This window comes from Oscillibacter valericigenes (genome assembly GCF_021531435.1).
Classification (GTDB): Bacteria; Bacillota; Clostridia; order Oscillospirales; family Oscillospiraceae; genus Oscillibacter; species Oscillibacter valericigenes_B.
The window spans coordinates 1-24603 of the sequence record NZ_JAFBIS010000001.1; the positions used below are offsets into that span (position 1 = coordinate 1).

Annotated in this window: 19 protein-coding genes, 1 other RNA gene and 1 riboswitch; of the genes, 13 read left to right on the forward strand and 7 right to left on the reverse strand. The window is 60.2% G+C overall.

The window, feature by feature from the left end:
- Positions 1-86 precede the first annotated feature (86 nt).
- Both JQM68_RS00005 and ssrA read left to right on the forward strand, forming a co-directional pair.
- On the forward strand, positions 87-845 hold the full coding sequence (locus JQM68_RS00005; RefSeq protein WP_235220858.1) for an SDR family NAD(P)-dependent oxidoreductase: 759 nt from the start codon (positions 87-89) through the stop codon (positions 843-845).
- A gap of 269 nt (positions 846-1114) precedes the next feature.
- Positions 1115-1462, forward strand: a transfer-messenger RNA (tmRNA) gene (gene ssrA, locus JQM68_RS00010).
- 65 nt (positions 1463-1527) lie between these two features.
- Here ssrA and JQM68_RS00015 read toward each other — a convergent pair.
- The gene (locus JQM68_RS00015) at positions 1528-2175 is read right to left on the reverse strand and encodes an IS3 family transposase (RefSeq protein WP_235220859.1); all 648 of its coding nucleotides are present in this window, start codon (positions 2173-2175) and stop codon (positions 1528-1530) included.
- On the opposite strand from JQM68_RS00015, the gene JQM68_RS00020 reads away from it, so the two are divergent.
- Positions 2149-2580, forward strand: a complete 432-nt coding sequence (locus JQM68_RS00020) for a DUF2268 domain-containing putative Zn-dependent protease (RefSeq protein WP_235220860.1) — start codon at positions 2149-2151, stop codon at positions 2578-2580. The genes JQM68_RS00015 and JQM68_RS00020 overlap by 27 nt on opposite strands.
- Complete coding sequence (locus JQM68_RS00025; RefSeq protein ID WP_235220861.1) at positions 2577-3305, forward strand: MerR family transcriptional regulator; 729 nt, start codon at positions 2577-2579, stop codon at positions 3303-3305. The genes JQM68_RS00020 and JQM68_RS00025 overlap by 4 nt, the downstream gene beginning before the upstream one ends.
- Before the next feature lie 453 nt (positions 3306-3758).
- Here the strand turns inward: JQM68_RS00025 and lpdA are convergent, their stop codons facing one another.
- From lpdA to gcvT, 5 genes are all read right to left on the reverse strand, one after another.
- Positions 3759-5144 carry a dihydrolipoyl dehydrogenase gene (gene lpdA, locus JQM68_RS00030; RefSeq protein WP_235220862.1) on the reverse strand — a complete coding sequence of 462 codons (1386 nt, stop codon included), beginning with the start codon at positions 5142-5144 and terminating at the stop codon, positions 3759-3761.
- A gap of 20 nt (positions 5145-5164) precedes the next feature.
- A complete protein-coding gene (gene gcvPB, locus JQM68_RS00035; protein ID WP_235220863.1) occupies positions 5165-6568 on the reverse strand; it encodes an aminomethyl-transferring glycine dehydrogenase subunit GcvPB in 1404 nt (467 codons plus the stop codon).
- Positions 6565-7881 (reverse strand): aminomethyl-transferring glycine dehydrogenase subunit GcvPA, encoded by a 1317-nt coding sequence (gene gcvPA / locus JQM68_RS00040; protein WP_235220864.1) that lies wholly within the window; start codon positions 7879-7881, stop codon positions 6565-6567. The genes gcvPB and gcvPA overlap by 4 nt, the downstream gene beginning before the upstream one ends.
- Before the next feature lies 1 nt (position 7882).
- A complete protein-coding gene (gene gcvH / locus JQM68_RS00045; RefSeq protein ID WP_235220865.1) occupies positions 7883-8260 on the reverse strand; it encodes a glycine cleavage system protein GcvH in 378 nt (125 codons plus the stop codon).
- Positions 8261-8342: 82 nt separating this feature from the next.
- Positions 8343-10991 (reverse strand): glycine cleavage system aminomethyltransferase GcvT, encoded by a 2649-nt coding sequence (gene gcvT, locus JQM68_RS00050; protein WP_235220866.1) that lies wholly within the window; start codon positions 10989-10991, stop codon positions 8343-8345.
- Between the two features lie 186 nt (positions 10992-11177).
- A riboswitch (glycine riboswitch) is annotated at positions 11178-11262 on the reverse strand.
- Between the two features lie 253 nt (positions 11263-11515).
- On the opposite strand from gcvT, the gene JQM68_RS00055 reads away from it, so the two are divergent.
- The 9 genes from JQM68_RS00055 to JQM68_RS00095 all read left to right on the forward strand — a co-directional run bounded on the left by JQM68_RS00055 (position 11516) and on the right by JQM68_RS00095 (position 22456).
- Positions 11516-13129, forward strand: coding sequence for a PucR family transcriptional regulator (locus JQM68_RS00055; RefSeq protein ID WP_235220867.1), 1614 nt, complete (start codon positions 11516-11518; stop codon positions 13127-13129).
- Between the two features lie 293 nt (positions 13130-13422).
- Entirely contained in the window at positions 13423-14742 is a 1320-nt protein-coding gene (locus JQM68_RS00060; RefSeq protein ID WP_235220868.1) for a cytosine permease, read from the forward strand.
- 61 nt (positions 14743-14803) lie between these two features.
- Entirely contained in the window at positions 14804-15964 is a 1161-nt protein-coding gene (locus JQM68_RS00065; RefSeq protein WP_235220869.1) for an S-methyl thiohydantoin desulfurase domain-containing protein, read from the forward strand.
- Between the two features lie 107 nt (positions 15965-16071).
- Positions 16072-17529, forward strand: a complete 1458-nt coding sequence (gene pepD / locus JQM68_RS00070; RefSeq protein ID WP_235220870.1) for a beta-Ala-His dipeptidase — start codon at positions 16072-16074, stop codon at positions 17527-17529.
- 232 nt (positions 17530-17761) lie between these two features.
- The gene (locus JQM68_RS00075) at positions 17762-20710 is read left to right on the forward strand and encodes an HD domain-containing phosphohydrolase (RefSeq protein WP_235220871.1); all 2949 of its coding nucleotides are present in this window, start codon (positions 17762-17764) and stop codon (positions 20708-20710) included.
- A 243-nt stretch (positions 20711-20953) separates the two neighbouring features.
- The gene (locus JQM68_RS00080) at positions 20954-21259 is read left to right on the forward strand and encodes a hypothetical protein (RefSeq protein WP_235220872.1); all 306 of its coding nucleotides are present in this window, start codon (positions 20954-20956) and stop codon (positions 21257-21259) included.
- The gene (locus JQM68_RS00085; RefSeq protein ID WP_235220873.1) at positions 21256-21549 is read left to right on the forward strand and encodes a hypothetical protein; all 294 of its coding nucleotides are present in this window, start codon (positions 21256-21258) and stop codon (positions 21547-21549) included. The genes JQM68_RS00080 and JQM68_RS00085 overlap by 4 nt, the downstream gene beginning before the upstream one ends.
- Positions 21550-21561: 12 nt before the next feature.
- Positions 21562-21777: a hypothetical protein gene (locus tag JQM68_RS00090; RefSeq protein WP_235220874.1), complete on the forward strand. Its 216-nt coding sequence runs from the start codon at positions 21562-21564 to the stop codon at positions 21775-21777.
- Positions 21770-22456, forward strand: coding sequence for a lysozyme (locus JQM68_RS00095; RefSeq protein WP_235220875.1), 687 nt, complete (start codon positions 21770-21772; stop codon positions 22454-22456). The genes JQM68_RS00090 and JQM68_RS00095 overlap by 8 nt, the downstream gene beginning before the upstream one ends.
- Positions 22457-22540: 84 nt before the next feature.
- Here JQM68_RS00095 and rbr read toward each other — a convergent pair whose 3' ends face one another.
- A complete protein-coding gene (gene rbr / locus JQM68_RS00100; protein ID WP_235220876.1) occupies positions 22541-24589 on the reverse strand; it encodes a rubrerythrin in 2049 nt (682 codons plus the stop codon).
- Positions 24590-24603 lie beyond the last annotated feature (14 nt).

The following is a 24603-nucleotide window of genomic DNA, read 5'->3' on the forward strand; positions in this document are numbered from 1 at the left end:
CTGACAGCATTGTATCACGGGCATCTCAAAGCCTGCTGATATCTGAATTATTAACTTTAAAACTTATTATACGAGGAGGCGGTCCCATGAAAACCGCAATCGTCACCGGCGCGTCCTCCGGCCTGGGCCGGGAATTTGTCCGTCAGATCTCGGACGTGTTCCCCGAGGTGGAGTGCTATTGGCTCATTGCCCGCCGGACGGACCGGCTGGAGGAGCTGGCGGCTACCCTGCCGGATAAGGCCGTGGAGTGCCTGGCCCTGGACCTGTGCGATCCCATGAGCTTCATGGCGTATCAGGAAAAGCTGCGGCAGGAGGAGCCGGAGGTCATCCTGCTGGTGAACAACGCCGGCTGCGGCTATTTGGGCAACATCGGGGAGATGGAGACCTCCACCCAGACCCGGATGATCGACCTGAACCTGCGGGCCCTGACCGCCATCACGAATATGACGGTGCCCTTCATGGCCCCCGGCGGCTGCGTGCTGAACGTGTCCTCCATCGCCTCCTTCTGCCCCAATCCACGGATGACGGTGTACTCCGCATCCAAGGCGTATGTGTCCTCTTTCACCGTGGGGTTGGCGGAGGAACTGCGGCCCAAGGGCCTCACCGCTACGGCGGTGTGCCCCGGCCCCATGCAGACGGAGTTTTTGGACATCGGCGGCATCACCGGCAATTCCAAGACCTTCTCCACGCTGCCCTATTGCGACCAGGTGCGGGTGGCGGGCGGCGCCCTCCGGGCGGCCCGGGCGGGCCGGACCATCTACACGCCCCGGCTGTTCTATAAGTTCTACCGCGTCCTCGCCAAGGTGACGCCGGTGAAGCTGATGGTCAAACTGGCAAAAACCTGAAAATGAAAAATGTCACGAAATCGTAACACATTTCGCCATAGAAATGTGTTACGATACGTGACAGCGATCCCAATTCCAAAACCCAAAACGTATCCCTAAACCAAATCAGAAACCAGCGTAGCACCCGCAAGGGGTACGCCGCATCCGTAAAGCGGCAAAGCCGCCAACGGCTACGCAGCGTTTCTGATTTGGAGAGGAGGGGCAACGGAACGGTGCGAACTCTCGCCGCAAGGCGGGAGTGAGTGTAGTGAAGTTTGCCCCGACGACGAGGGGGTGTACCGGTTTCGACGGGGGTATGGAGGCGGGACAAGCGGGCGGCGGCGCCTGACCGCCATAAAACGGGCAATTTATAAATTAAATAACAACAACACTGTTGCTATTGCTGCCTAATTAAAGGCGGCCGTCTGAACCGGAGAGGCCACAGGCCGGGGAAGGCGTCGTTGATGTGGCGTCCGTGAGGCGGGAAAGAGTTGACCCGCCCACGCATCATGACTCTACCAAACCGCAAAGTCTGTCAGGTGTCTTTGCGGGGCGGGAATTTTGAAACCTGACTGCGCCCGGAGAAAGTCCCGTTAAAGTGCTTTCGGACGGGGGTTCAATTCCCCCCACCTCCACCATTTGGAATGCCTACAGTATTTTATACAATCTTTTTTGGACTGTATAAAAACTGTAGGCATTTTGTTTATTCTTCGGAATTATTTTCGGATTTTACTTGAACTGTGCTTTCGGCTTCGAAAAGCGCCTCATAGTATTCAGCCTCGGCCTGGTTGGGGGTCAGAGATCCAAGCCTTTGATGGGGACGATAATCGTTATAAAACTCAATGTACTTGGCCACAGCGTCTTGGAACTCGTCTTCTGTTTTATAAAAGTTGCGACGGAAATCTTCTTTTTTGATTGAAGCGAAAAAAGATTCGGCAACAGCATTGTCATGAGGGGAACCAGGAGCCGAAAATGACTGAATCACACCGAGCTTTTTGAGAAGCTGCCGGAATTCAAAAGAGGTATATTGTGTTCCTTGGTCGCTGTGAAAAGTAAGGTTTTCCGGGGCACCTCTAGTGTGAAAGGCATCCAGAAAAGCTTGTTTAACAAGAGCAGTATCAATATGTTCTGAAATGCGATATGATACGACCTTTCTGGAATAGAGATCTATGACGACACAGAGATATAAGAAATCATGACCTACGCGGGCATATGTAATATCGCTCACCCAAGTTAAATTAGGAGCAGCGGATAGGAACTTTCTTTTTAGCTTGTTATCATCGGTTCCATTGTACCCAATGAGCGGTCGCTTTCCCTGCTGCCGGTGGCACTGGCCCACGAAACCAATCACAATGTCCGCTGGCAGTTCATGCAGTGGAGCAACCAGATCACACTGGCGGATATGATCGTGTCGGAAGGTCTGGCGGAAACCTTTGCCGCAACCATGTTCGGTGAAGACAAGGTGGGCAAGTGGGTCAGAGAGACGACACCGGAGACGCTGCGGGAAACCGTCAAACCCCTCATCCGGGCAAATTTGATGACAAGCGATTTTCAGGAACTTTCTTCCTATCTTTATGGCGACGAGATCATGGCTCTGCGGGGAGGTCAGCCCATTGGGATGCCCTATTGCGGCGGCTACGCCTGCGGATATGCGCTGATCGGACATTACCTGAAGAAAACGGGTGCATCGATCTATGAGGCGACCATCACGCCAACGGTCGAAATTTTGAAACAGACGGAGGACTTCTGGCAATGAAGATCAGCGACGTGGCAAAGCTGACCGGCGTGACCGTCCGCACGCTGCATTACTATGACGAGATCGGTCTGCTGAAGCCGAGCGAAGTCACAGAGGCGGGCTACCGGGTCTATAACGACACGGATCTGGAGGTTCTGCAGCAGATTTTATTTTTCCGGGAGCTTGACTTCCCATTGGAAGATATCAGAAACATCATGCAGAATCCCGCCTATGAGAAAGAAAGGGCTTTGCGAAAGCAGAAAGAACTCCTCCTGCAAAAGCGCAGCAGGCTCGACAGCTTGATTTCTCTTGTGGACAAGACCTTGAAAGGAGAACAGGACATGAGTTTCCGGCAATTTGATACCACAAAGATAGAAGAAATGAAAAAGCAATACGCCGAAGAAGCGAAGCAGCGCTGGGGCGATACGGCTGCCTACGCTGAGTATGAAAAAAAGTCAGCCGGTTACAGCGACGCACAGCAAAACATGCTGGACGGTGAGGGCGCCATGATCCTGAGTGAGTTTGGCAGGGATCGTTTCCTTGCCCCGGACAGTGCAGAGACACAGGCGCTTGTGAAAAAGTGGCAGGCATATATCACGTCCCATTACTACACCTGCACGAAAGAGATCCTCTCCTGCCTCGGCCAAATGTATGTGGGCGATGAGCGCTTCACGCAGCACATTGACCAATACGGCGCAGGCACGGCAGCATTCATGGCGGCGGCGATCGAGATCTATACGCGCTGAATCGATCTGAATGCATTCCCCCTCAAGATGATGGCAACAAGCATGACCGTAAAACAACAATATGGACGCTTGGCAGCGCAGCCGATCCATTCTGTGACAGAACGGTGCACAGAAGATCGGATGCAACAGTTTCAGGTATGTATCATGAAGGATCTTCTTTTTGATGGTTGCGGAGAATGACGCGGCGACGGCATTGTCATAAAGCGAATCTGGTGCGGAAAACGACTGTGCAATACCGTGTTGGGCGGCACGGCGAGAAAAAGCACGCCGCAGATCATCCCTGCCGTGATGGACAACGTTACCTGAGAGGACGCCGTCATGCAGGATGAGACCTTGGGCTCCTTCCTGTCTGTGCGCTCTTGCAAGATAAAAGCTGCATTTCAGCTGTCAGCTGAAATGCAGCTTTTTGACGCGGTAACGTGCAATAAAAGGTACGCGGGCAGGGAAAGAGGCTTAATTTCCCAGCTTCTTTACCAGATCTTCCAGCGCCTCCGTCATGGCCTCCTCAAAGGTGGGGTGGGGACGCATGGCCAGCAGGAGCTGTTCGGCTGTCAGGTGGTTTGCCATGGCTTGGCTGATTTGACTGATCATGTCGGTGCTGTGTTCGCACATGAGCTGTGCGCCGATGATCTCATGGGTGTCGGCGTTGGCGACCACCTTCATAAAGCTGCGCCCGGTATCGGCGATCAGCGTCCTGGCATTGCCGAACATGACGCATTTACCGACTTTCGCGGGGACTCCGGCTTCCTTGGCCTCGGCCTCCGTCATGCCTACCACGGCGATCTCGGGGCGGCAGTAGATGCAGCTGGGCACGATGTCCATATTCACGGAATTCGTCTCCCCGCACAGCATCTCTACACAGGCTACGCCCTGAGCGGAGGCGACGTGGGCCAGCTGAATACGGGAGGATACATCTCCGATGGCATAGATACCGGGAATGCTGGTCTGGTAAGCGTCGTCCACCCGGATAGCCCGGCCGTTCATCTCCGGCTGAAGGTCGCCGGGGAACAGACCATCCAGATAAGGACGGCGGCCGATGGCGCACAGCACAGCCTCGCCGGACGCGGCGCCGGGGGTATCCTTGGCCAGGAAATAGACCGTCAGGCCGTCGCCTCCCTGCTCCACGTTCTGCACCATAGCGCCGGTGATGATCTTCACGCCCTGCTTTTTCAGCGTCTGGGCCAGGTTCTGACCCAGCTCCCGGTCCATGGTGGGCAGCAGGCGGTCCATGCCCTCCACAATGGTGACCTCGCAGCCCAGGTCGGCGTAGAAAGTGGCAAACTCCACGCCGATGACACCGCCGCCGATGATAACAATGGAGCGGTACAGGGTATCTGTGCCCTCCAGAAGCTCATCGGAGGTCATGACACCGGGCAGGTCCAGGCCGGGAATGGGAGGACGGGCGGGGGCGGAGCCGGTGGCCACCAGAATGTTGTCGGCGGTGTAAACGGTCTCTCCGCCGTCGGCGGTCACATGGACGGTGCCTGGCTCGGTGATAGAGGCCCTGCCCCGGAGCAACTCCACCTTGGCGCCCTTGAACAGGCTCTCAATGCCGCTGCTGAGCTTTTGGGAGATCTGCCGCTTATAATTGAAAATTTCGGCAAGGTCCGCCCTGGCGCCGTCGATATGGATGCCGGCGTGGGCCCCGGAGCAGGCGTCCCGGTAGAGCTGCGATGCGTGGAGAAGGGTCTTCGTGGGAACGCAGCCCCGGTTGAGGCAGGTTCCGCCTGCTTCGCGGCTTTCCACGACAGCGGTGCGCAGCCCTAGCTTGGCGGCCCGGAGGGCCGCCATGTATCCGCCGGGACCGGCGCCGATGACGATCAGCTGATAATCACGCATAACTACCTCCGTGGGCCGGGTCAGCTCTTCTGCCACCGCAGTACCGGATTCCGGGCGGCCCGGACCTCGTCGGGACGGCCGATCTGGGCGTTGTGGGGGGCGTTGTGCATGAACTCCGGGTCCTTGTGGGCCAGCTCATAGAGCTGACGGAACACCTCCGCCGCCCAGTCCAGCGTTTCCCGGCTCTCGGTCTCCGTGGGCTCCAGCATCAGCGCCTCATGGACGATCAGCGGGAAGTACATCGTAGGCGGATGCATGCCGTAGTCAATGAGGGACTTGGCCACATCCAGGGCGGATACCCCGGTCTCCTTCTTGAACCCGCTGAGGTCCAGCACGAACTCGTGCATGCAGATGCGGTCGAAAGCGGGCTCGAAGGTGCCCTGGATCTTTCGCATCAGATAGTTGGCGTTCAGCACCGCGTTCCGGGCGGCCTCGGGGATGCCCTCCCGGCCCAGGGTCATGATGTAAGTCAGGGCCTTCACCACCACCAGGAAGTTGCCGGCAAAGCCGCGGACCTGCAGGCGGCCGGGGCCGTCCATCAGGGCGGATTTCGGCAGATACTCGGCGAGGAACGCCTTGCAGCCCACGGCGCCCGCGCCGGGACCGCCGCCGCCGTGAGGCGTGGCGAAGGTCTTGTGCAGGTTCATGTGGATGCAGTCGAAGCCCATGTCGCCGGGGCGGACCACGCCCATGACGGCGTTCAGGTTGGCACCGTCGTAGTAGCACAGGCCGCCGGCCTCGTGCACCAGGCGGGTGATCTCCAGGATGTTTTCATCAAAGATACCGACGGTATTGGGGTTGGTCAGCATCAGGCCCGCGGTATCATCGCCCAGAGCGGCCTTCAAAGCCTCCAGGTCCACGCAGCCGTTGGGGGCGGAGGCGATGTTCACCACCTCGAAGCCGCACATGGCGGCGGTGGCGGGGTTGGTGCCGTGGGCGGAGTCGGGGACGATGATCTTGGTGCGCTTCTTGTCGCCCCGGGCGTCATGGTACTGCTTGATGAGCAGCACACCGGTGAATTCGCCGTGGGCGCCGGCGGCGGGCTGGAAGGTCATGTCGTCCATGCCGCTGACTTCGCACAAATAGCGCTTGGCGGTGTCCAGCACCTCCCGGCAGCCCTCAGTGGCGTCGGCGGGGGCCAGGGGATGGATCTGGGTGAAGCCGGGCAGCGCCGCCATCTCCTCGTCGATGCGGGGGTTGTACTTCATGGTGCAGGAGCCCAGGGGATAGAAACCGCAGTTGACGCCGTGGACATGCTGGTTCAGTTCGGTGTAGTGGCGGGAGATGTCGGTCTCGCTCATCTCCGGCAGCTGGGGCATCGTCTCGCGCTCCAGCCCGGCGGGCATGGCGACCAGGTCCACGTCGCAGGGCGGCAGCAGGCTCATGCCGCGGCCCGGTACGCTTTTCTCAAAAATCAATTTCATCCCGCGCACACCTCCTTCACGATGGCGGCGGCCCGGTCCAGGGCCTCCCTGGAGGCCTTCTCCGTGGCGCACCACAGCACGCCGCCCTCCACAGGCAGACCGCCCAGGATACCGGCCTCCTCCAGCGCCTTTAGCGCTTCGTCAGCCTTGGGCATCTCCACCACGAACTCGTCAAAATATTCGCCCGGATATTTCAGGGCTATCCCGGGGATGGCGCACAGCGCGTCGGCCAGATAGTGGGCCTTTGCCATGGACTGGCGGGCGGCGTCGGCCATGCCCTGGGGACCCATGGTGGCCATGTACAGGCCTGCGGTCAGGGCGCAGAGGGCCTCGTTGGAGCAGATGTTGCTGCTGGCCTTCTCCCGGCGGATATGCTGTTCCCGGGCCTGGAGGGACAGGACGTAGGCGCGCTCGCCCTTGCTGTCCACCGTCTCGCCCACGATACGGCCGGGCAGCTTGCGCATGTGCTTGGTGGTAGTGACCATGAAGCCCAGGTAAGGGCCGCCGTAGCCGATGGGCATACCGAGAGGCTGACCCTCGCCCACCGCCACATCGGCGCCGCAGTCCCGGGGCGTCTTCATAATGGCAAGGGCGATGGGGTTGCAGCCCATGACGTACATGGCACCGGCAGCGTGGACCGCTTCGCCCAGAGCCTCCGCGTCCTCAAAGAGACCGTTGAAGTTGGGCTGCTGGACGTAGAAGGAGGCCACATCAGGGGTCAGCATCTCCTTCAGGGCGTCCAGGTCCGTTTTGCCGTCCTTTGCAGGAACGATGCGCAGTTCCTCTCCGGCACCGTAGCAGTAGGTGCGGATGGTGTTGATGACGTCGGGATGGGCGGCGGCGGAGACCAGCGTCACCTTCCGCTTCCGGTCCCGGCACATGGCGGCAGCCTCGGCGGCGGCGGTGGCGCCGTCGTAGACGGAGGCGTTGGACACGTCCATGCCGGTCAGCTCGCAGATCATGGTCTGGTATTCAAAGATGGACTGGAGGATGCCCTGGCTCATTTCCGCCTGGTAAGGGGTATAGGCCGTCAGGAACTCCTCCTTCGCGGGGATGTACTTGACGATGCTGGGGATATAGTGGTCGTAGGCCCCGGCGCCCCGCAGGATGGTGGAGAACACCTTGTTCTTCGCGGCCATGGCGGACACGGCGCGGCTGACCTCCAGCTCGCTCATTCCGGCGGGCACATCCAGCGGATGGTCCAGGTACATGCTCTCGGGCACATCGCGGTACAGCTCCCGGTAGTCGCTGAGCCCGATGGCTTTCAGCATTTCCTGCCGCTCCGCCGGAGTGGAGGGCACATAGCTTCCCATATCAGCCCTCCTCAGCGCAGAGCGCCTCGTAAGCGGCGGCGTCCAGCAGGTCCTCCTGTCCGGTAATGTTCTCCACCTTGATGATCCAGGCGCCGTAGGGGTCGCTGTTCAGGTTCTCGGGGGCGTCGGCCAGGTCCTCGTTGACCGCGCAGATCACGCCGGTGACGGGGCTGATGATGTCGGAGACCGCCTTGACGGACTCTACATCGCCGAAGGCCTCGCCGGCGGTGACGCTGTCGCCCTCGCCGGGCAGGTTGATGAACACCACATCGCCCAGGGCGTCCTGCGCGAAATCAGAAATGCCGATGACTGCCACATCGCCATCCATCTTGACCCACTCGTGGGACTTGGAATACTTCAGTTCAGCGGGAAAGTTCATAATGATACCTCCAAAAAATTCAGATTCTGTGTGTTATGTTCCCCGGAGCGGCGGAGACCGCCACCCCGGTCATGGATGACTGTTACAGGCCGATCTGGCCCAGCAGGCCGCCCATGGCATCCCGCATCTCCTCGTCGTTGAAGCAGTAGCGCATCTCGGTGTGTTCGGCGCGGAGCTTTTCCACATCTCCGGAGATGTCCTTGTTCCGCAGGACGCAGTCGGCCATCAGCTCCGCCAGCTTGGCGAAGTCCTCTTTTTCAAAACCGAAACGGGTCATCTCACTGACGCCCATCCGCAGAGCACCGGAGGCGGTGAAGCCCTCCTCCTCGGGGGTGGCTTGGTAGTTGACGATGACGTTGTTCTCCTCCAGCCGTTCGGCCACCTCGGGGCCGCAGCCGTAGCCCACGGACACGATGACCTGGTGGGTCTCCGTGTAATCAATGGAGGGATCGCCGGCCACGTCCAGGCCCTGGGCCTTCAGGCACTTGGCGAAGTGCTTGGCGTTTTCAATGATGTTGCGCTGATATTCATCCTTGAAGGTGTTCATCTCATAGGCAGCCATCAGCAGACCCAGCTGGGTGCCCAGGTGGTGGTTGGACACGCTGCCGGGGAAGGCACGGGACTCGATGGTCTCCCACAGGCCGTACTTCAGGTCCTCCTTTTTGTAGTTGACGCCGACGATACCCCGCTGGGGGCCGAAGAAGGTCTTGTGGGTGGAGCCGGTGACGATCTCCGCGCCCTCCTCGAAGGGCTTCTGGAAGTGGTCGCCCACCAGACCCAGGACGTGGGCCATGTCGTACATGATGGTGGTGGGGATGTTCTGCTCATCCACGAACCGGCGGATGGCGGCCACGGGCTCCTTGTGGAGCACCATGCTCTTGCCGAAGATGATGAGCTCAGGACGGTAGCGGTCGATGAGCTTCTTGGTCTCCTCCACGTCGATCTTGTAGATATTGTCCTTGCAGACGGGGAAGTTCACCACGGCGGAGCGCTCGGTGACGGGGTCGATGGCGATGTAGTCATGCAGGGCGCCCATAGGCTGTGCAGACAGGTGGCCGCCCTTGATGATGTGGTTGTTCATGACGTAGCCCAGGCGCTGGGGGGTGTGCTTGCGGTCCAGGCGGTTTTTCCAGTCCATCAGGGCGGAGAACACCGCCATGTTGGACATCTGGCCGCTGATGACGCGGGTCTCCACCTCGCTGCAGCCCAGGTACTCCTTCATCTGCTCCACCAGCAGCTGCTCCACCTCGTCGATGAACTTGGTGCCCTGGTAGTAGAACACGTCCTGGTCATAGAAGGACTTGATCTTCCGGTGCTCGGCGTAACGGAAGGCGGGGTCGGAGGCGCACAGGAGCTGGACGGCCCGGCTGGCGCTGTTCTCCGAGGGGATCAGGTTGATGCACTGCTTCTGGCGCCACTCGTGGTTTTCGGTGGCCTTGCGGAGCAGCTCGACAGCCTTGGCAGCGCGGTTGCCGGTGTCGGCGGCGGCAGCCTCCTCGTCGGGCTTGTAGAGGATGGGACGGGCGAAGGGCGGCGCGTCCACGCGCATGTGGTAGGGCGGGATGACGGCCTTCAGCCGCTTGCCCCGGATGTCCACCTCCACGATGTCATCCGTCAGTACGTCGCTGGCGATGTAGGCTGTGCCGATGGCGCGCTTGGCGGTGTCGTCCAAAATCTTTGTGGCCAGGCCCTCGCCCTCGCTGCGGTAGTAGGGCACCATGGTGCCGCTGGTCACCCAGCCGATCTGCTCGCCGTTGCGGTAAACGGGCATTCCGGCCCGCATGACGCCGCGGTCCAGAAGGGTGATGGGCATGATGCGCTTGGGCAGCACGTCCAGGTCGCTGAAGTCCCGGTTCATGATGCGCTTGAAGGCGGCGGACTGGCGCTCCAGGGCCTGGCGGCCGATGTAATCGCCCTTCTGCTCGGAGAAGCTGACGGCAAATCTTGCCAGGGAGACGGCGAAGATGGGCATCTCCTTGCCGTCGGGGTCAACGCCCATCTCATGGCCGTACAGGGGCATCCCGGCCTCCAGGCGGAGGGTGTCGCGGGCGCCCAGACCGGCGGGCTTGGCGCCCAACTCGATAAGGCGGTTCCACAGCCAGGCGGCGTCCTCGCTCTTGATATAGACTTCATAGCCCAGGGGCTCGCCGGTGTAGCCGGTCTTGGCCGCCCGGACGGTCCGGCCCTCCAGCTGCAGGGTGTTCAGGGCGTTCTTCACGGGCTCGGTGATCTGTTCGCCGCCGGAGAGGATGGTCAGGATCTCCTTGCTCTTGGGGCCCTGGACGGCGATGGCGGCCCAGTCGGCAGTGATGTCCGTGATGGTGCAGTCGTAGTTTTTGACTTCGGTCATCAGATGGGCCAGGTCCTTCTCTGTATTGGCGGCGTTCACCACCAGCAGGAACCGGTCCTCCTCGAATCTGTACAGGTAGGCGTCGTCGATGGCGCCGCCGTTCTCATTGGGGATGATGCTGTACTGGGCCTGGTTGACCTCCAGCGCCATGACGTTGCTGGTCAGAACGTGCTGCAGGAAGGCCACACGCTCCGGGCCATCCACCAGCAGGCGGCCCATGTGGGACACGTCGAACAGGCTGCAGGCGTGGCGGGTGTACAGGTGCTCGGCAATGATGCCGGTGGGGTACTGGATGGGCATTTCCCATCCGCCGAAGTCCACCATCTCGGCGCCGGCGGCCACATGGACATCGTAGAGTTGGGTACGTTTCAGATCGCTCATAAGTCACTCTCCTAACTTTCTTTCAGCATCAGCCTATTGGAATTTTTGCCGTTTTATACGCAAAAAGAGGCGCAAAACCCCTTTCGGTGTTTTGCGCCTCCGTCATATACCTGAGAGATTCCCTCCGGCTGGACGCCGGCAGGTTGCCCCTTTGGCGTGCGGCTGTCGCCGCACTCTCCGAAGTTTCGTCATAGTCCGATCCTTTTTACCTGAGAGTTCTCGCATACCCCTTCGGCGCCGTGAAGACCACGGTCTCTCCCGGACTACTCATCCGACCCTGATTGAGTTTTTGACCGCCGCGGCCGCCGAAAATTCCGGGCCACGGTGATTACTACTTACTGAATAACATATCGGCCCGCCGATGTCAAGAATTTTTTTCCAGCCGTTGTCCTTGTTTTTCACGGTCCCTGCTGAAAAATTTGCTATTTTGATATATCATATGTGTGATATGACAGAATCAGACAAAAAATCGTGATATACTGAAAATAACGGGATTTTATTCGGATACGATAGGAGGGATCGCCTTGAGTTTGACGGTTGAAAGCTGCATGAACCTCCCGGCCTTCCGCTGCGCGAAAATCGTGGCCGGACGCGGTGGGATCGGGCAGTCTGTGAACTCGATCACGGTTTTGGAATACGCGGATGTTTCCGTCATATCGTCAGACCTGTTCCTGAACCATGAAATGTGCATCACAGCCTTTGCCTCCATCAAGAACGATGTGGCCGCCCAATGCTCCGTCATCCGCCGCATGAAGGAGATCGGGATCTGCGCCGTCGTCCTGTACTATGTGGGGATCTTCGTGCCGTATCTGGATGAGCGGCTGATCAAAACGGCTGACGAGGTCAACCTGCCGCTGATCTGTATGCCGTTTAACCGCTTTGACTTCCGCTATGGAGAGGCGATCAACGATGTGATGTACGCGCTTCTGCGCAGCAAGGAAGAGGACCTGAACTTTATTCCTGAGATCCTGGAGAGCGTTTCCGAGCTCCCGGAAAGGATGCGAACCATCCGCAGCGTGCTGCAGATCATCAGCGACCGCTTTCACTGCTCGTTCTTTCTGCTCAGCCAGAAAGGAGACCTGGTGTCTGAGGGGCAATGGCCCCAGTCCGCGGACTGGGACTACCAGAAAATCGCGGAACTGTTCCTGCGGGAACAGGATACCGCGGTCTCCATGCGGCAGGAGCCGATGGAACTGGATCAAAAAGAGGTGTATGTTACATATTCGATCGTGGTCCCGGACCACAATCCGCAGCTGCATCTCTTTGCCGTTGATGAGCAGAAAAGTGTCACATACGATCAGATCTGCCGGGCGGCGGAGCTGGTGGCCCTGTTCATGAACATTTCGAATTATACCCTTGAAGAAACGACCCCGGAAATGATCATCCGCAGCATCATTTCCAATGAGCCGCTGCGCATGCGGGAAATTGCGGCAAAGCATGGCATCGACCTGGGGAAGATCCAGAACATGTGGGTGATCTGCGGCAACCGGAGCTCCAGCGACTATGAGCAGAAGCGGGCCCTGCGGCAGGCGGTGTCGGAAGTGCGCCATTTTTTCCGCAGAAAAGGGAAATGGGCCCTCGCCGACCTTTACCACAATTCCATCATCATCCTGTTCAATGCCGCCGCGTTTGCCGAACTTGACGTTGAACTGGAAACGGAACTGATGGACGGCCTGGCGGCTGGGGGATACCGCCTGAATCTGATCAAGTGCTCCAATATCGCGTCCGCGCAAAGCCTCCGGGATGACTACCAGCTCATTGAATCGTATTTTGACGCGGCCCAGCTGATCTATCCCGAGAGAAGCGTGTTTGACTTGTATGATCTGCATTTTGCAGAGCGTCTCAAGGGCATGACCGATCAGGAGGGGCCAGCCCTGTCCCAGAAAATGTTTGCGCTGCAGCCCATTCGTCAGTGCGGGAACCACAGTACGCTGCTGGAGACGCTGGCCGTCTACTTGCTGGACGCCGACAAAAATTTGCAGCGTGCGTCGGAAATTTTGAATGTGCACAAAAATACCGTCCGGTATCGGATCAAGCAGATACGGGACAGCTATACCTGTGATATTACGCAGATGCCGCTGGCATCTGAGCTGTACGAGGAGGTCGCGCTTCAGCGGCTACTGCATAATAGTAATTGACCCGGAGGAGAGCGGGACGGCTGCATGGGAGAGCATGCGGCCGTCCCGCTTTTTTCGCGCGGCGGAAAACAAAAACGAGTACCATTTTTTGGCTTTGGGGAACAAATACAAAAATAGGGCGGTTTGCTAAAATAAAAGCACTGGGAAACCTCTCGGCGAAGACCGGACACCCGCCGGGCGCGGATGGCGAAGCCGGGCGGCGCCAAGCGAAATGAAAACCGGGGTTCCCTGGATTTTGAGGCATGTTTTGACTGGTACGCAACGGCGTAAAATTGCAAAAAGGAGTGGATGTAATGGAGAATTCAACGAACAGCGCAATGGAGAAAAAAGCCCTGAGCCGCGTTCCTGAGGATCAAAGGCAGTCCTGGTACAGTATTGCGTTCATCTGGATCGGGACCATGATCTGCATCCCCATGCTGATGGTCGGTGGTATGCTTTCCGCATCCATGACTTTCGGCAATGTACTTCTGGCCTGTTTCCTCGGCTTTGCCATCTGCAGCCTGCTGATGATCATGGTCGGTATGCAGGGAACGGATCTGGGCCTGCCGTCCAGTATGTGCGGCACAAAGGCATTCGGCGACCGGGGGTCCTCGTATCTGCTGAGCGTCTCAATTTTCATTGGACAGATGGGCTGGTTCGGCATCCAGACCGCGACCTGCGCCACGGCCTTCGTCACACTGATGGACTATTGGAGCATTCGCTTCCCGTTCTGGCTGTCCTGCCTCATTTGGGGCGGTGTGATGCTGATCACCGCCGTATACGGCTTTAAGCTCATGAAGTGGCTCAACTACATCGCGGTGCCCGCGCTGATCCTGATGTGTTTGTACGGCATGTACCACGCCATCTCCGTCACCGGCTGGAGCAACATCGTCGCGGTCACCCCCGACCCTGCCAACACGATGGGAATGGCGCCGGCGGTCTCCCTGGTCATCGGCCTGTTCGCCGTGGGCGCCACCACCAATCCCGACTATACCCGTTACGCGAAAAACCGGGGCGCTACCGTGATGGCCACCGTGCTTGGCGTGATCCCGGCGGCGGTGCTGATGTTCATGGTCGGCGCGGTGATGAGCCTGTCTGCCGGTACATACGATATTACATCCGTCTTTGCAAGCATGGGGCTGCCTGTGCTGAGCATGCTGGTGCTGATCCTGGCCACCTGGACGACCAATACGGGCAACGCCTATACGTCCGGCATGGCGGCAATGAAGGTATTCAGCCTGAAAGACGACCGCCGGCCTCTGGTCACCATGCTGTGCGGCGCGGCCGGCACGCTGATGGCCATGGCGGGCATGGCCAATGCGATGCAGGGCTTTATCAACATCATCTCCGCCATGGTGCCTCCCATTATGGGCGTGGTGATCGCCGACTATTGGATCCTCGGAAAGGGCAGGCCCGAAAACTGGCACCCAGTCCGCGGCTTCAACTGGTGCGGCATCATCGCATGGGCCTGCGGCTGCATCGTGGCATTGTTCTTCAGCTTCTTCAGCCCGGCCCTGGACGCGGTCGTTGTGTCCGGAGTCGTGTATATCATTCTCTATCCGCTGTGCGGAAAGACCACCATGGGCGGCCAGGGCGAGATCACACTGGACGAGATCGAAGCAAACCTGCGGTAAGCCCTCTTAAACTCGTACATTGTATTTACAATGAATCTATCAAAAAACAGGAGGTACGGATATGTTTAGTCTCGACGGTAACGGCATCCGGAATATGATCTACGGTGCGACCATTTTCGGAGGCGGTGGCGGCGGCGCCTGTGAAAGCGGCGAAATGGCGCTGGACCAGTTCAAGGAAGACCACGGCATTGTCGATGACGCCGACGTCATGGTCCAGGTGATGGAGCCGGAGGAGATGGACGACGCCGGCTACGCGGCCTGCACCGCCGCCATGGGCGCGCCCACGAAGTTCAAGGAAGTCCGCATTGCTCCTTACATCAACGGCTCCTTTGAGCACCTGTGCAAAATGGCGGACGCCAAGCGGAAATCCATCGACTATTCCATCGCGGTAGAGATCGGCGGCTTCAACACCCTGGTCCCCCTGCTGGTGGCCATGGAGAAGGGCATTCCCTTCATTGACGCCGACGGCACGGGCCGCGCCGTCCCCGCTCTGGATACGCTGCTGCTGCACATCAACGGCCTGCAGACCTCGCCGCTGGCCATGTCCGACAACCAGGGCAACCGCATTTCCATCGAGCTTGAAAACGCCAGAGACGCCGTCATGGGCGAGACGGTGGGCCGCAACCTGTGCGTGGCCTTCAACCAGATGGGCGGGCTGTCCGGCTGGATGGTCCGGAAAAACGAGATCATCGGCAACCTGCCTGTGGGCAGCGTCAAAAAGTGCTGCGATGTGGGCCGCGTCCTGCGCAGCGCCACTTCCTCCGCTGGCATTTTCGAGACCCTGGCCGGGGCTGTCCAAGGCTTGGAGTGCAGAGAGATCGGCCGCGGGACCGTCACCGCTGTCTCCAACGAGCAGGCCTCCGGCTTCGACAAGGGCTTTGTGGAGATCACCGGAGCCGACGGGACCAAGTGGACGACACACTTCCTCAATGAGAACCTGATCCTGGAGGAGACCGGCACTGACGGCAGCGTGCGGACGCTGATGACCGCGCCTGACATCACCTGCTACATCAATACGGATACCTGCGCCCCGCTGTCCAATGCCGACATCGTGGGCAAGAACGGCGAGATCCTCGTCAGAAATGTCGCCGTGGGCGCCGTCAAGGTCGATGAAAAGTGGTGGAGAAACGACATCTCCTATCTCCAGAAAATCTGGACGCGTTACTTTAAGATCTTGGGTAAGCCTGACCAGGCCATCGTGAAGTACGGGGACGCTATGTGATCTCCAGCGCAAAAGGGAAGGCACCGGCCGGTGCCTTCCTTTTTGCAACTGTATCTGCCGGAAGCCGGCATCGTGCCGACGCGCATCATAAGAACAGGAGGTAAACGATGAGTTCTGACATCGCTCTGCAAAACATACTGGATGAGTTCACCGAAATTGCGATGATCCCCCGGCCGTCGCACCATGAGGAGAAGATCGCCGCGTACCTCTGCGGCTGGGCCGAACGCCATGGCCTGCCCTGCGTACAGGACGAACTGGGGAATGTCATCATGGACAAACCGGCCTCTCCCGGGTGCGAAAGGGCGCCGAAAGTGATCCTGCAGGCGCATATGGACATGGTTTGCGTCGCGGCCGCGGGCGTCTCCTACGACCCGCTGAAAGACCCGATCAAGGTAATAAACGACGGGACAACGCTCACCGCCGAGGGCACCAGCCTGGGCGCTGACGATGGGATCGGGATCGCGCTGATCCTGTACCTGTTGTCGGACTGCGGGGTATCCCACGGCCCTCTGCGGGCCATTTTCACCGTCAATGAAGAGGACGGGATGACCTCCGGGGCCATTGACCCGAAGTATCTGGACGCGGCGTATCTCATCAATCTCGACTGGGAGTGGCTGGGCTCCCTGTGCAACTCCAGCGCGGGCTGCGATTTTATGGCCTTCAGCCGGAAGTTTGAGAGATGCCCGGCAATGGAGGACGGTGCCGTGCTCCGCATCGAGCTGGGCGGCCTGCTGGGTGGGCACTCCGGCGTGGACATCCACAGAGGCCGCGCGAACGCCCTGACCTGCATGGCCCGGCTGCTGCTCGGGCTGTCTGAAAACCATATCGCTTACCAATTGCTGGACTTCCGCGGCGGGCAGGCGCGCAACGCGATCCCCGCGTCCGCCGGGGCGTCCGTTTTGATCAAAAGAGAACAACTGCCGGAAGCGCGGAAGCTGATGGGGGACTATGGAGACGCGCTTCAAGCTTACTTTGGAGAGATCGAAACCGGCCTGAAGTTCCGCTGGGAAACGGCGGAAACATGCGCGGAAGACGCGGTCCCGGACGAAGCCGCCGCCGCGCTGCTGCGCCTGCTCCTTGTGCTTCCCAACGGCGTGCACACGATGAGCCCTTATGTGGCAGGGCTGGTGGAGAGCTCCCAGAATCTCGGCCTGCTGGAGACCGGGCCCGGGTATTTCCGGCTGTCCGCCATGGAGCGGAGCTGCTCCGCGTACCGGGCGGAGGAGCTGCTGTCCATCAGCAGGCTGCTTGCGGAAACATACGGGTTCGTCTATGAGGCGGGCGAACATTCTCCTGCCTGGGAGGTCAACCCGAAGAGCAGATTAACACCGCTGGCCTGCGAGGTATATCAGGAGCTGACCGGAGACCGCATGGTCGTGGAGCCGGTGCATGGAGGCCTGGAGTGCGGTGCCTTTTTCGAAAAGAATCCCAACATGGACATGATCGCCATTGGGCCGTCCCTGCTGCATGTCCATACTCCGAAAGAAACCTGCGATCTGCACAGTGTCCGGGTAACGGCGGAACTGATCGCCGGTATTCTCGAACGGATCGGCGGGCAGGAATGAGCCCCGCTTTCTGACCTGCCGCCTCCCAAAATGCTGCGCTGATGTTCAGCGGTTCCCCGACCATCGGGAGACACATCTCTAAAACGCCTGTCCATGGAGGCCGGACACCGAAATCGGTGTCCGGCCTCCTTTTGCAAAGTCCGAACGGTCCAATCAGAAAAACATTGCGCACCGCCCGTATCTTATCGTATAATATCCTCGATAAAACTGGAAAAAGGACGGAATATGAGCAATGAGGATACAGCGTCTGCTCATGGGCATCTGCGCGCTTCTTTTGATGTCAATTTGCGCCCCCGCCGCGCTGGCGGCGGAGCAGGAAACGCCCTATGTCGCCACGGTATATAACGAACGCAGCGGCCTGCCCACCGGTGAGGCCAATGTGGTGCTGCAGACCTCGGACGGCTATATCTGGATCGGCAGCTACGGCGGACTGATCCGCTACGACGGCAGCACCTTCCGCAATTTCAGCAAGGAAGGGGCGCTGAAGTCCTCCTCCATCCGCTCCCTGTATGAGGATTCCGCCGGACGGCTGTGGATCGGCAGCAATGACGCGGGCGTGTTTTTATACGAAAACGGGCAGTTTTGTGAAGTGCCCTGCACCCGGGCCCATAGCTTCCTGTGTATCCGGGATTTCGCGGAGGGGCCGGACGGTACGGTGTACGCCGCCTCCAATTCCGGCGTGGGAAGCATCCGGGACGGCCGGCTCGTCCCCTATGAGGATGAGGCGGTGGACGGGCAGACGGTGTACTCCCTGGGCGTGGACCGCTATGGCCGGCTGTGGGCTGCCATGAACTACGGCGTCTGCGCCGTGCTGGAAAACGGCGGAGTAAAGGACACGGTCCCCTCCAGCCTGATTTTCGAGGGAGACGAAGAGGTCTACTGCCTGACCGGAGACCGGCAGGGGAACCTCTATTTCGGCACCGCCGGTACGGTGCTGGCAAAGGTCACCTGTGACGGTCCTCGGCTGGACCCCACGGACCTGACCGTGGAATACCGCCGCCTGGACTCCACAGCCACGCACAATCAAATTCGGGTCACTGACGCCGGGGATATTCTGGTGGCCGGGCAGCAGGGGTTTGCCTGGATCGCCCCGGACGGTGCTGTGCGGGAATTCGGGGAAGCTGAGTACGCGGCGTCTTTGAACAGCGCCGCCATGGACTACGAGGGCAACTTCTGGCTGGCGTCCTCCAGCAACGGCCTGATCAAGTACAACCGGGGCTGCTTCACCACGCCCAACGGCACGGCGGGGCTGGACGGCCTTGCCGTCAATGCGGTGGCCGCGGCGGGGGATACCTATTACATCGCCCGGGACCAGGGCGTGCTGGCTTTTGACCGGGCGTGGAACCCGGTGGAAAACGACCTGACGGCTCTCTTGTCCGGCCTGCGGGTCCGGCATGTGCTGGGGGACAGCCGGGGGCGGCTGTGGTGCGCGACCTACTCCGCCTACGGCGTGGTGTGCTATGATCCGCGGACCGGGGAGATCCAGTGCTTCAACCAGGACAGCGGCCTGGGCAGCAGCCGGGCGCGGGTCCTGCTGGAGCTGTCCGACGGCTCCATCGCCGCCGGGACCCAGGACGGCCTGGGCATCATCAAGGACGGCGCCGTGGTGCGCACCTACGGCAAGGAGGACGGCCTGGAGAACCTGGCCATCCTCTGCCTGACCCAGGCGGCCGACGGGACATTGCTGGCGGGCAGCGACGGCGACGGCATCTATGCCATCCGGGACGGCCGCGTCACAAACCACAGCTTCAGCAAGGGACTGAACGAGGGCGTGGTGCTGCGCATCCTGGAAGATGCCGACGGCGGCGGATACTTCGTCAGCGCGGGCAGCAGCCTGTATTACTGGAAGGACGATGCCTTCGTCAAGCTGGAGAATTTCCAGAAGGACGCAGGCAGCATCTTTGACTTCTATGACCGGGACGGCAAGCTGTGGCTGCTGCAGAACAACGGCGTGCTGGCTGTGGACAAGGCCCAGCTTCTGGCGGGGGAGGAGGCCCTGACCATCTCCTACGGGGTCAATCATGGACTCACCGGCTCTCTCAACGCTAACACCTGGAACTATCTGGCGCCTGACGGACAGCTCTATATGGCGACCCGCAGCGGCGTCAGCGTGTTTGCCTTCCATGGGGTGGACATTCCCCTGCCCAAGACCATCGTCAACAGCATCCGCATCGACGACACGGTCTATGAGCACCCCCAAACGCTGTCGGTCTCCAGCGGCGTTCAGCGTATCACTGTGGATTTTGCCGCGCTTTCCTATGCCGGCACCGGCAACCTGCGCCTTGCCTACTACCTGGAGGGGTTTGACCAGAAGGAGACCATCCTGGATGACCGCTTCAGCGGCACTATCAGCTACACGAACCTGCCCGGCGGGGACTATGTGTTCCACCTGCGGGTGTTTGATCCGCTGTCTCCCGGGGTGGAGTCGTCCTGCGGGACGGCGATCCACAAGGACAAGCAGCTCTCGGAATATACAGCCTTCTGGCTGGCGGTGGTCGCTGTGCTTTTGGCGTTGGCGGCCGGAACAGCCCACCTGTACTCCAGGGCCAAGATGAACCGCCTGCGCCAGCGCCAACAGGAGTACCAGCAGATCGTGGACCAGTCCCTGCAGACCTTTGCCAAGACCATCGACGCCAAGGACCGCTACACCAACGGTCATTCTATCCGCGTGGCCTGGTATTCCCGGGAGATCGCCCGGCGCATGGGCTTTTCCCCTGAGGAGCAGGAGCGCATCTACTATGTGGCCCTGCTTCACGATATTGGAAAGATCGGCATTCCTGACCAGATACTGAACAAGGAGGGGCGGTTGACCGAGGAGGAGAGCAAGATCGTCCGGACCCATCCGGCGCTGGGCGGCGACATCCTCAAGAATTTTACGGCCCTGGAGGGCATCTCCGAGGGCGCCCGCTACCACCATGAGCGGTATGACGGCAAGGGGTACTGCACCGGCAAGGCGGGGAAGGACATTCCACAGGTGGCCCGCATTATCGGCGTGGCGGACAGCTACGACGCCATGGCCAGCGACCGCTGCTACCGCAAGGCCATGTCTCAGGAGGTCATCGCCCGGGAACTGCGCAAGGGCAGCGGCACCCAGTTTGATCCGGAGGTGGTTCTTGTCATGCTGGAAATGATGGAGGACGGTACCGCTCCCGTTGCCGCCCCGCCGGACGATCCGTCCTGACCGGCCGGGCAGCAGCCCGCCGAACGATCCGAACCGCCCGCACCGAAAAATGTGACAGCGAACAAATCACGCACGGCGGAAACCCGGTTATCCCGGTGTTTCCACCGTGCGTTTTGCCGTGCCGCATACGGCGCTTTGGAATTTAGAAAAAATTCGGCCATATTTTGTATGAAAGGGTGTACCGAAAGATGCCTCAAAGCCGGAGCGGTCCGCAATCACATCAGATGATAGGAGGGGATACCAATGACTGATGAAGATGTCGCCGTCAGGCTGACGGACCACGAAAACGAGATCGACAGCCTGAAGCACCGCATGTATGCCGTGGAGGAGAACCAGAAAGCGCTGACGGCGCTGACGGCCTCTGTCCGGGAGCTGACCATTGAGCAGGGGCACCTGAAAAGCGACGTGGGCGAGATCAAATCCGACGTAAAAGCCATGCTGGACAAGCCCGCCAGACGCTGGGAGAGTTTGCTGGACAAGGCTCTGTGGCTGGCGGCCGGGGCGTTTTTAGCCTGGGTGCTGTCCGGAATGCCGGGGGTGGGCGCATGAGGGGTAAGCGGGTGGAGGAGCACAGGCGGTTATCCGCCTCGAAGCTCATTGCGCTGCTGGTGCTGCTGGTGGACGGCAGCGCCACCTACATCGTGCTGTACCTGTGCTGGTTGTCCATCCGGCTGCAATTTTCCGGGAGCCTTCCGTACCTGACGACGCTCATCGGAGCTTTGCAGGCGGCCACGGCCATCGTTTTGAGCGGCTATTTTGCGAAGGCAAAAGCGGAAAACACTGCGGGCGGCATCACCTATGACGCCGCCATGAAAGCCCCGGATGACGGGGACTTGTGAAAGGAGAAGCATATGGAACTGATAAAAAAACGCGGGGCAAACCTGCTGTCCGTAAAATCCCTGACCACGCTGACCCTGACGGCGGTATTTGCGGTGATGGCCCTGCGGGGGACCATCTCCCAGGACTTTATGACGGTGTATGCCGTTGTGATCGCGTTCTATTTCGGCACCCAGAGCCAGAAGGTCCAGGACGCGGTGGACGCGGGGAAGGACGGCGCCAATGGGTAAGCCCGTCGGCGACGCCGGCCTGGCGCTCATCAAGAGGTTCGAGGGCTGCCGTCTGAAGGCGTACAAGCCCGTGCCCACGGAGAAGTACTGGACCATCGGCTGGGGTCACTACGGACCGGATGTGAGGGAGGGGCAGACCATCACCCAGATGGAGGCGGACGCCATGCTGCTGTCCGACTGCCAGCGGTTCGCCGACGCCGTGGATGACCCGGCCTGCTGCCCGCTGACGGCCCGGCTCAACGCCAACCAGCGGGACGCCCTGATCTCGTTTACTTATAACTGCGGGACGGGATGCCTGAAAACCCTCTGCAGGGGCCGCACCCTGGCCCAAATTTGCGGGGCCATGGCCCTGTATGACAAATCGAACGGCAAGCCCCTGGCGGGCCTGACACGCCGCCGCAGGGCCGAACAGGAACTGTTCAATACGCCGGTGGCTGAAAAGGAGGAGAAGAAAGTGACCTACCGATATTTGAAAGACATCCCGGAGAAGTTCCGGCCCATCATCGACCAGCTGATGACCGCCGGGATCATCCAGGGCGACGGCAGCGACCCCGGTGGGAACGGCGACGTCATCGACCTGACCCATGAGCAGGTGCGGACGCTGGTGTTTGTGTACCGGGGCGGCGGGTTCGACCGTCAGTTGACGGCAAAAGGACTGACCCCGGCTGTTTCTCTGTGATTTAGGATGATTTCTCTCTGAAAACACATCAAAAAAGGCCCCGGAACCGCGGTTCCGGGGCCTTTTTCATATGCTGCGACAATATCAGATCTTATGTACCTCAAAGTACGCCTGGCTGTACTTGCACACGGGGCACACCTCGGGGGCCTTGGTGCCCACCACGATGTGGCCGCAGACACGGCACTCCCACATGGTCTGGCCGCTCTTCTCAAAGACCTGCTTCATCTTCACATCATCCAGCAGCTTGCGGTAGCGCTCCTCATGGCGCTTTTCGATGGCGCCCACCATGCGGAACCGGTCCGCCAGATCGTGGAAGCCCTCCTCGTCGGCTTCCCGGGCCATCCGGTCATACATGTCGGTCCACTCGTAGTTCTCGCCCTCGGCGGCGGCAAGCAGATTCTCGGCGGAGGTGCCGATGTGACCCAACTCCTGATACCAGACGCGGGCGTGCTCCTGCTCGTTGCGGGCGGTCTTCAAAAACAGCTCCGCCAGCTCCTCATAGCCCTCCCGCTGGGCCACCAGCGCGAAGAAGGTGTACTTGTTCCGGGCCTGGCTCTCACCGGCGAAGGCTTCCTCCAGGTTCTTCTCCGTCTTGGTGCCGGCGTAGGGAGAGGCCCCGGCGGCGGGAGTTTCCTCCACCTTCTCGAAAGCAGACGCGGGCTGCTTGCAGATGGGGCACTTGAAGTCGGCGGGCAGCTCCTCACCCTCATAGATGTAACCGCAGATCTTGCACTTCCACTTTGCCATGTTCTTTGTTCCTCCTTGTTTTAAGTCGCCGCTCCGGTCCAGATAGGCCGTGTGCAGCATTTTTTCCGCAAGCTCGCTCAAAGGCTGGCCGTAGAATTCCTCATAAATTTGCTTGATCTCCTGATTTTCATGGCTCAGGCGCTGCTGCATAGCGGCGTCCCGCCGGTACAGGCTGTCGATCCGGGCCTTGCGGGTCTCGTCGCCGTCCGCCAGGATGTCCCTGGGCTGACCGCCGCCGCCGATGCAGCCGCCGGGGCAGGTCATGACCTCAATAAAGTGGTACTGCTTCTCGCCGGACTTTACCCGCTCGATCATCTTCCGGGCGTTGGCCGTGCCGTAGACCACGGCCACGTTCACTGTGATGCCGCCCACGTCCAGGCTGGCCTCCCGGATGCCGTCGTAGCCCCGGACGGGCTGCAGGTCCAGCAGGGCCTCGGGAGGCTGCTGGCCGGTGATGAAGGCGTAAGCCGTCCGCAGGGCGGCCTCCATGACGCCGCCGGTGTTGCCGAAGATGACGCCCGCGCCTGAGGCCTCGCCCATGAGCCGGTCATAGTCGCTGTCGGGCAGGGAGGCGAAGTCCACGCCCTCCTCCCTGGCCCACAGGGCCAGCTCCCGGGTGGTGATGACCTGGTCCATATCCCGCATGGTGGGGATGCCCAGCTCCTTGCCCGCCGCGTTCATCTCGGAGCGGCGGATCTCGAACTTCTTGGCTGTGCAGGGGGTCAGGGCCACGTTGACGATCTTCTCCGGGTCGATGCCCATCTTCCGGGCGAAGTAGGTCTTGATGGTGGGGCCCTGCATCCCGATGGGGCTCTTGGCGGTGGAGATGTTGGGCAGCAGCTCCGGGTAATAGGTCTCCGCGAACTTGACCCAGGCGGGGCAGCAGCTGGTAAACTGGGGCAGGGGCTTGTCCCCGGTGGTGATGCGCCGGATCAGCTCGCTGGCCTCCTCCACGATGGTCAGGTCGGCGGAGAAGCTGGTGTCCAGCACATAGTCGGCGCCCAGCGCCCGCAGCAGGGCCACCATTTTCCCCTGGACAAATGCGCCCTTGGGCATGCCGAACTCCTCGCCCAGCGCCGCGCGGACGGAGGGAGAGGTGCTGACGATGACTACCTTGTCCGGGTCCTTTACGGCAGCCCGGACTGCCGGGTATTCGTATACCTCCGTGATGCTGGCGGGTGGGCAGACGTTGGCACACTGGCCGCAGTGGATACAGATGGCCTTTCCGCCGGTCTCCTCCAGGGTATAGGTACCGTGCACACCGATCTGCTGCGTGCAGACCTCTTTGCACATGCCGCACTTGATGCACAGAGCTTCGTTCCGGCAAATGCTGGGGTTGTCCTCCTCGATGGGAACACGGACAGATAACGGTAAATGCTGCCCCATAAATACATCCTCCT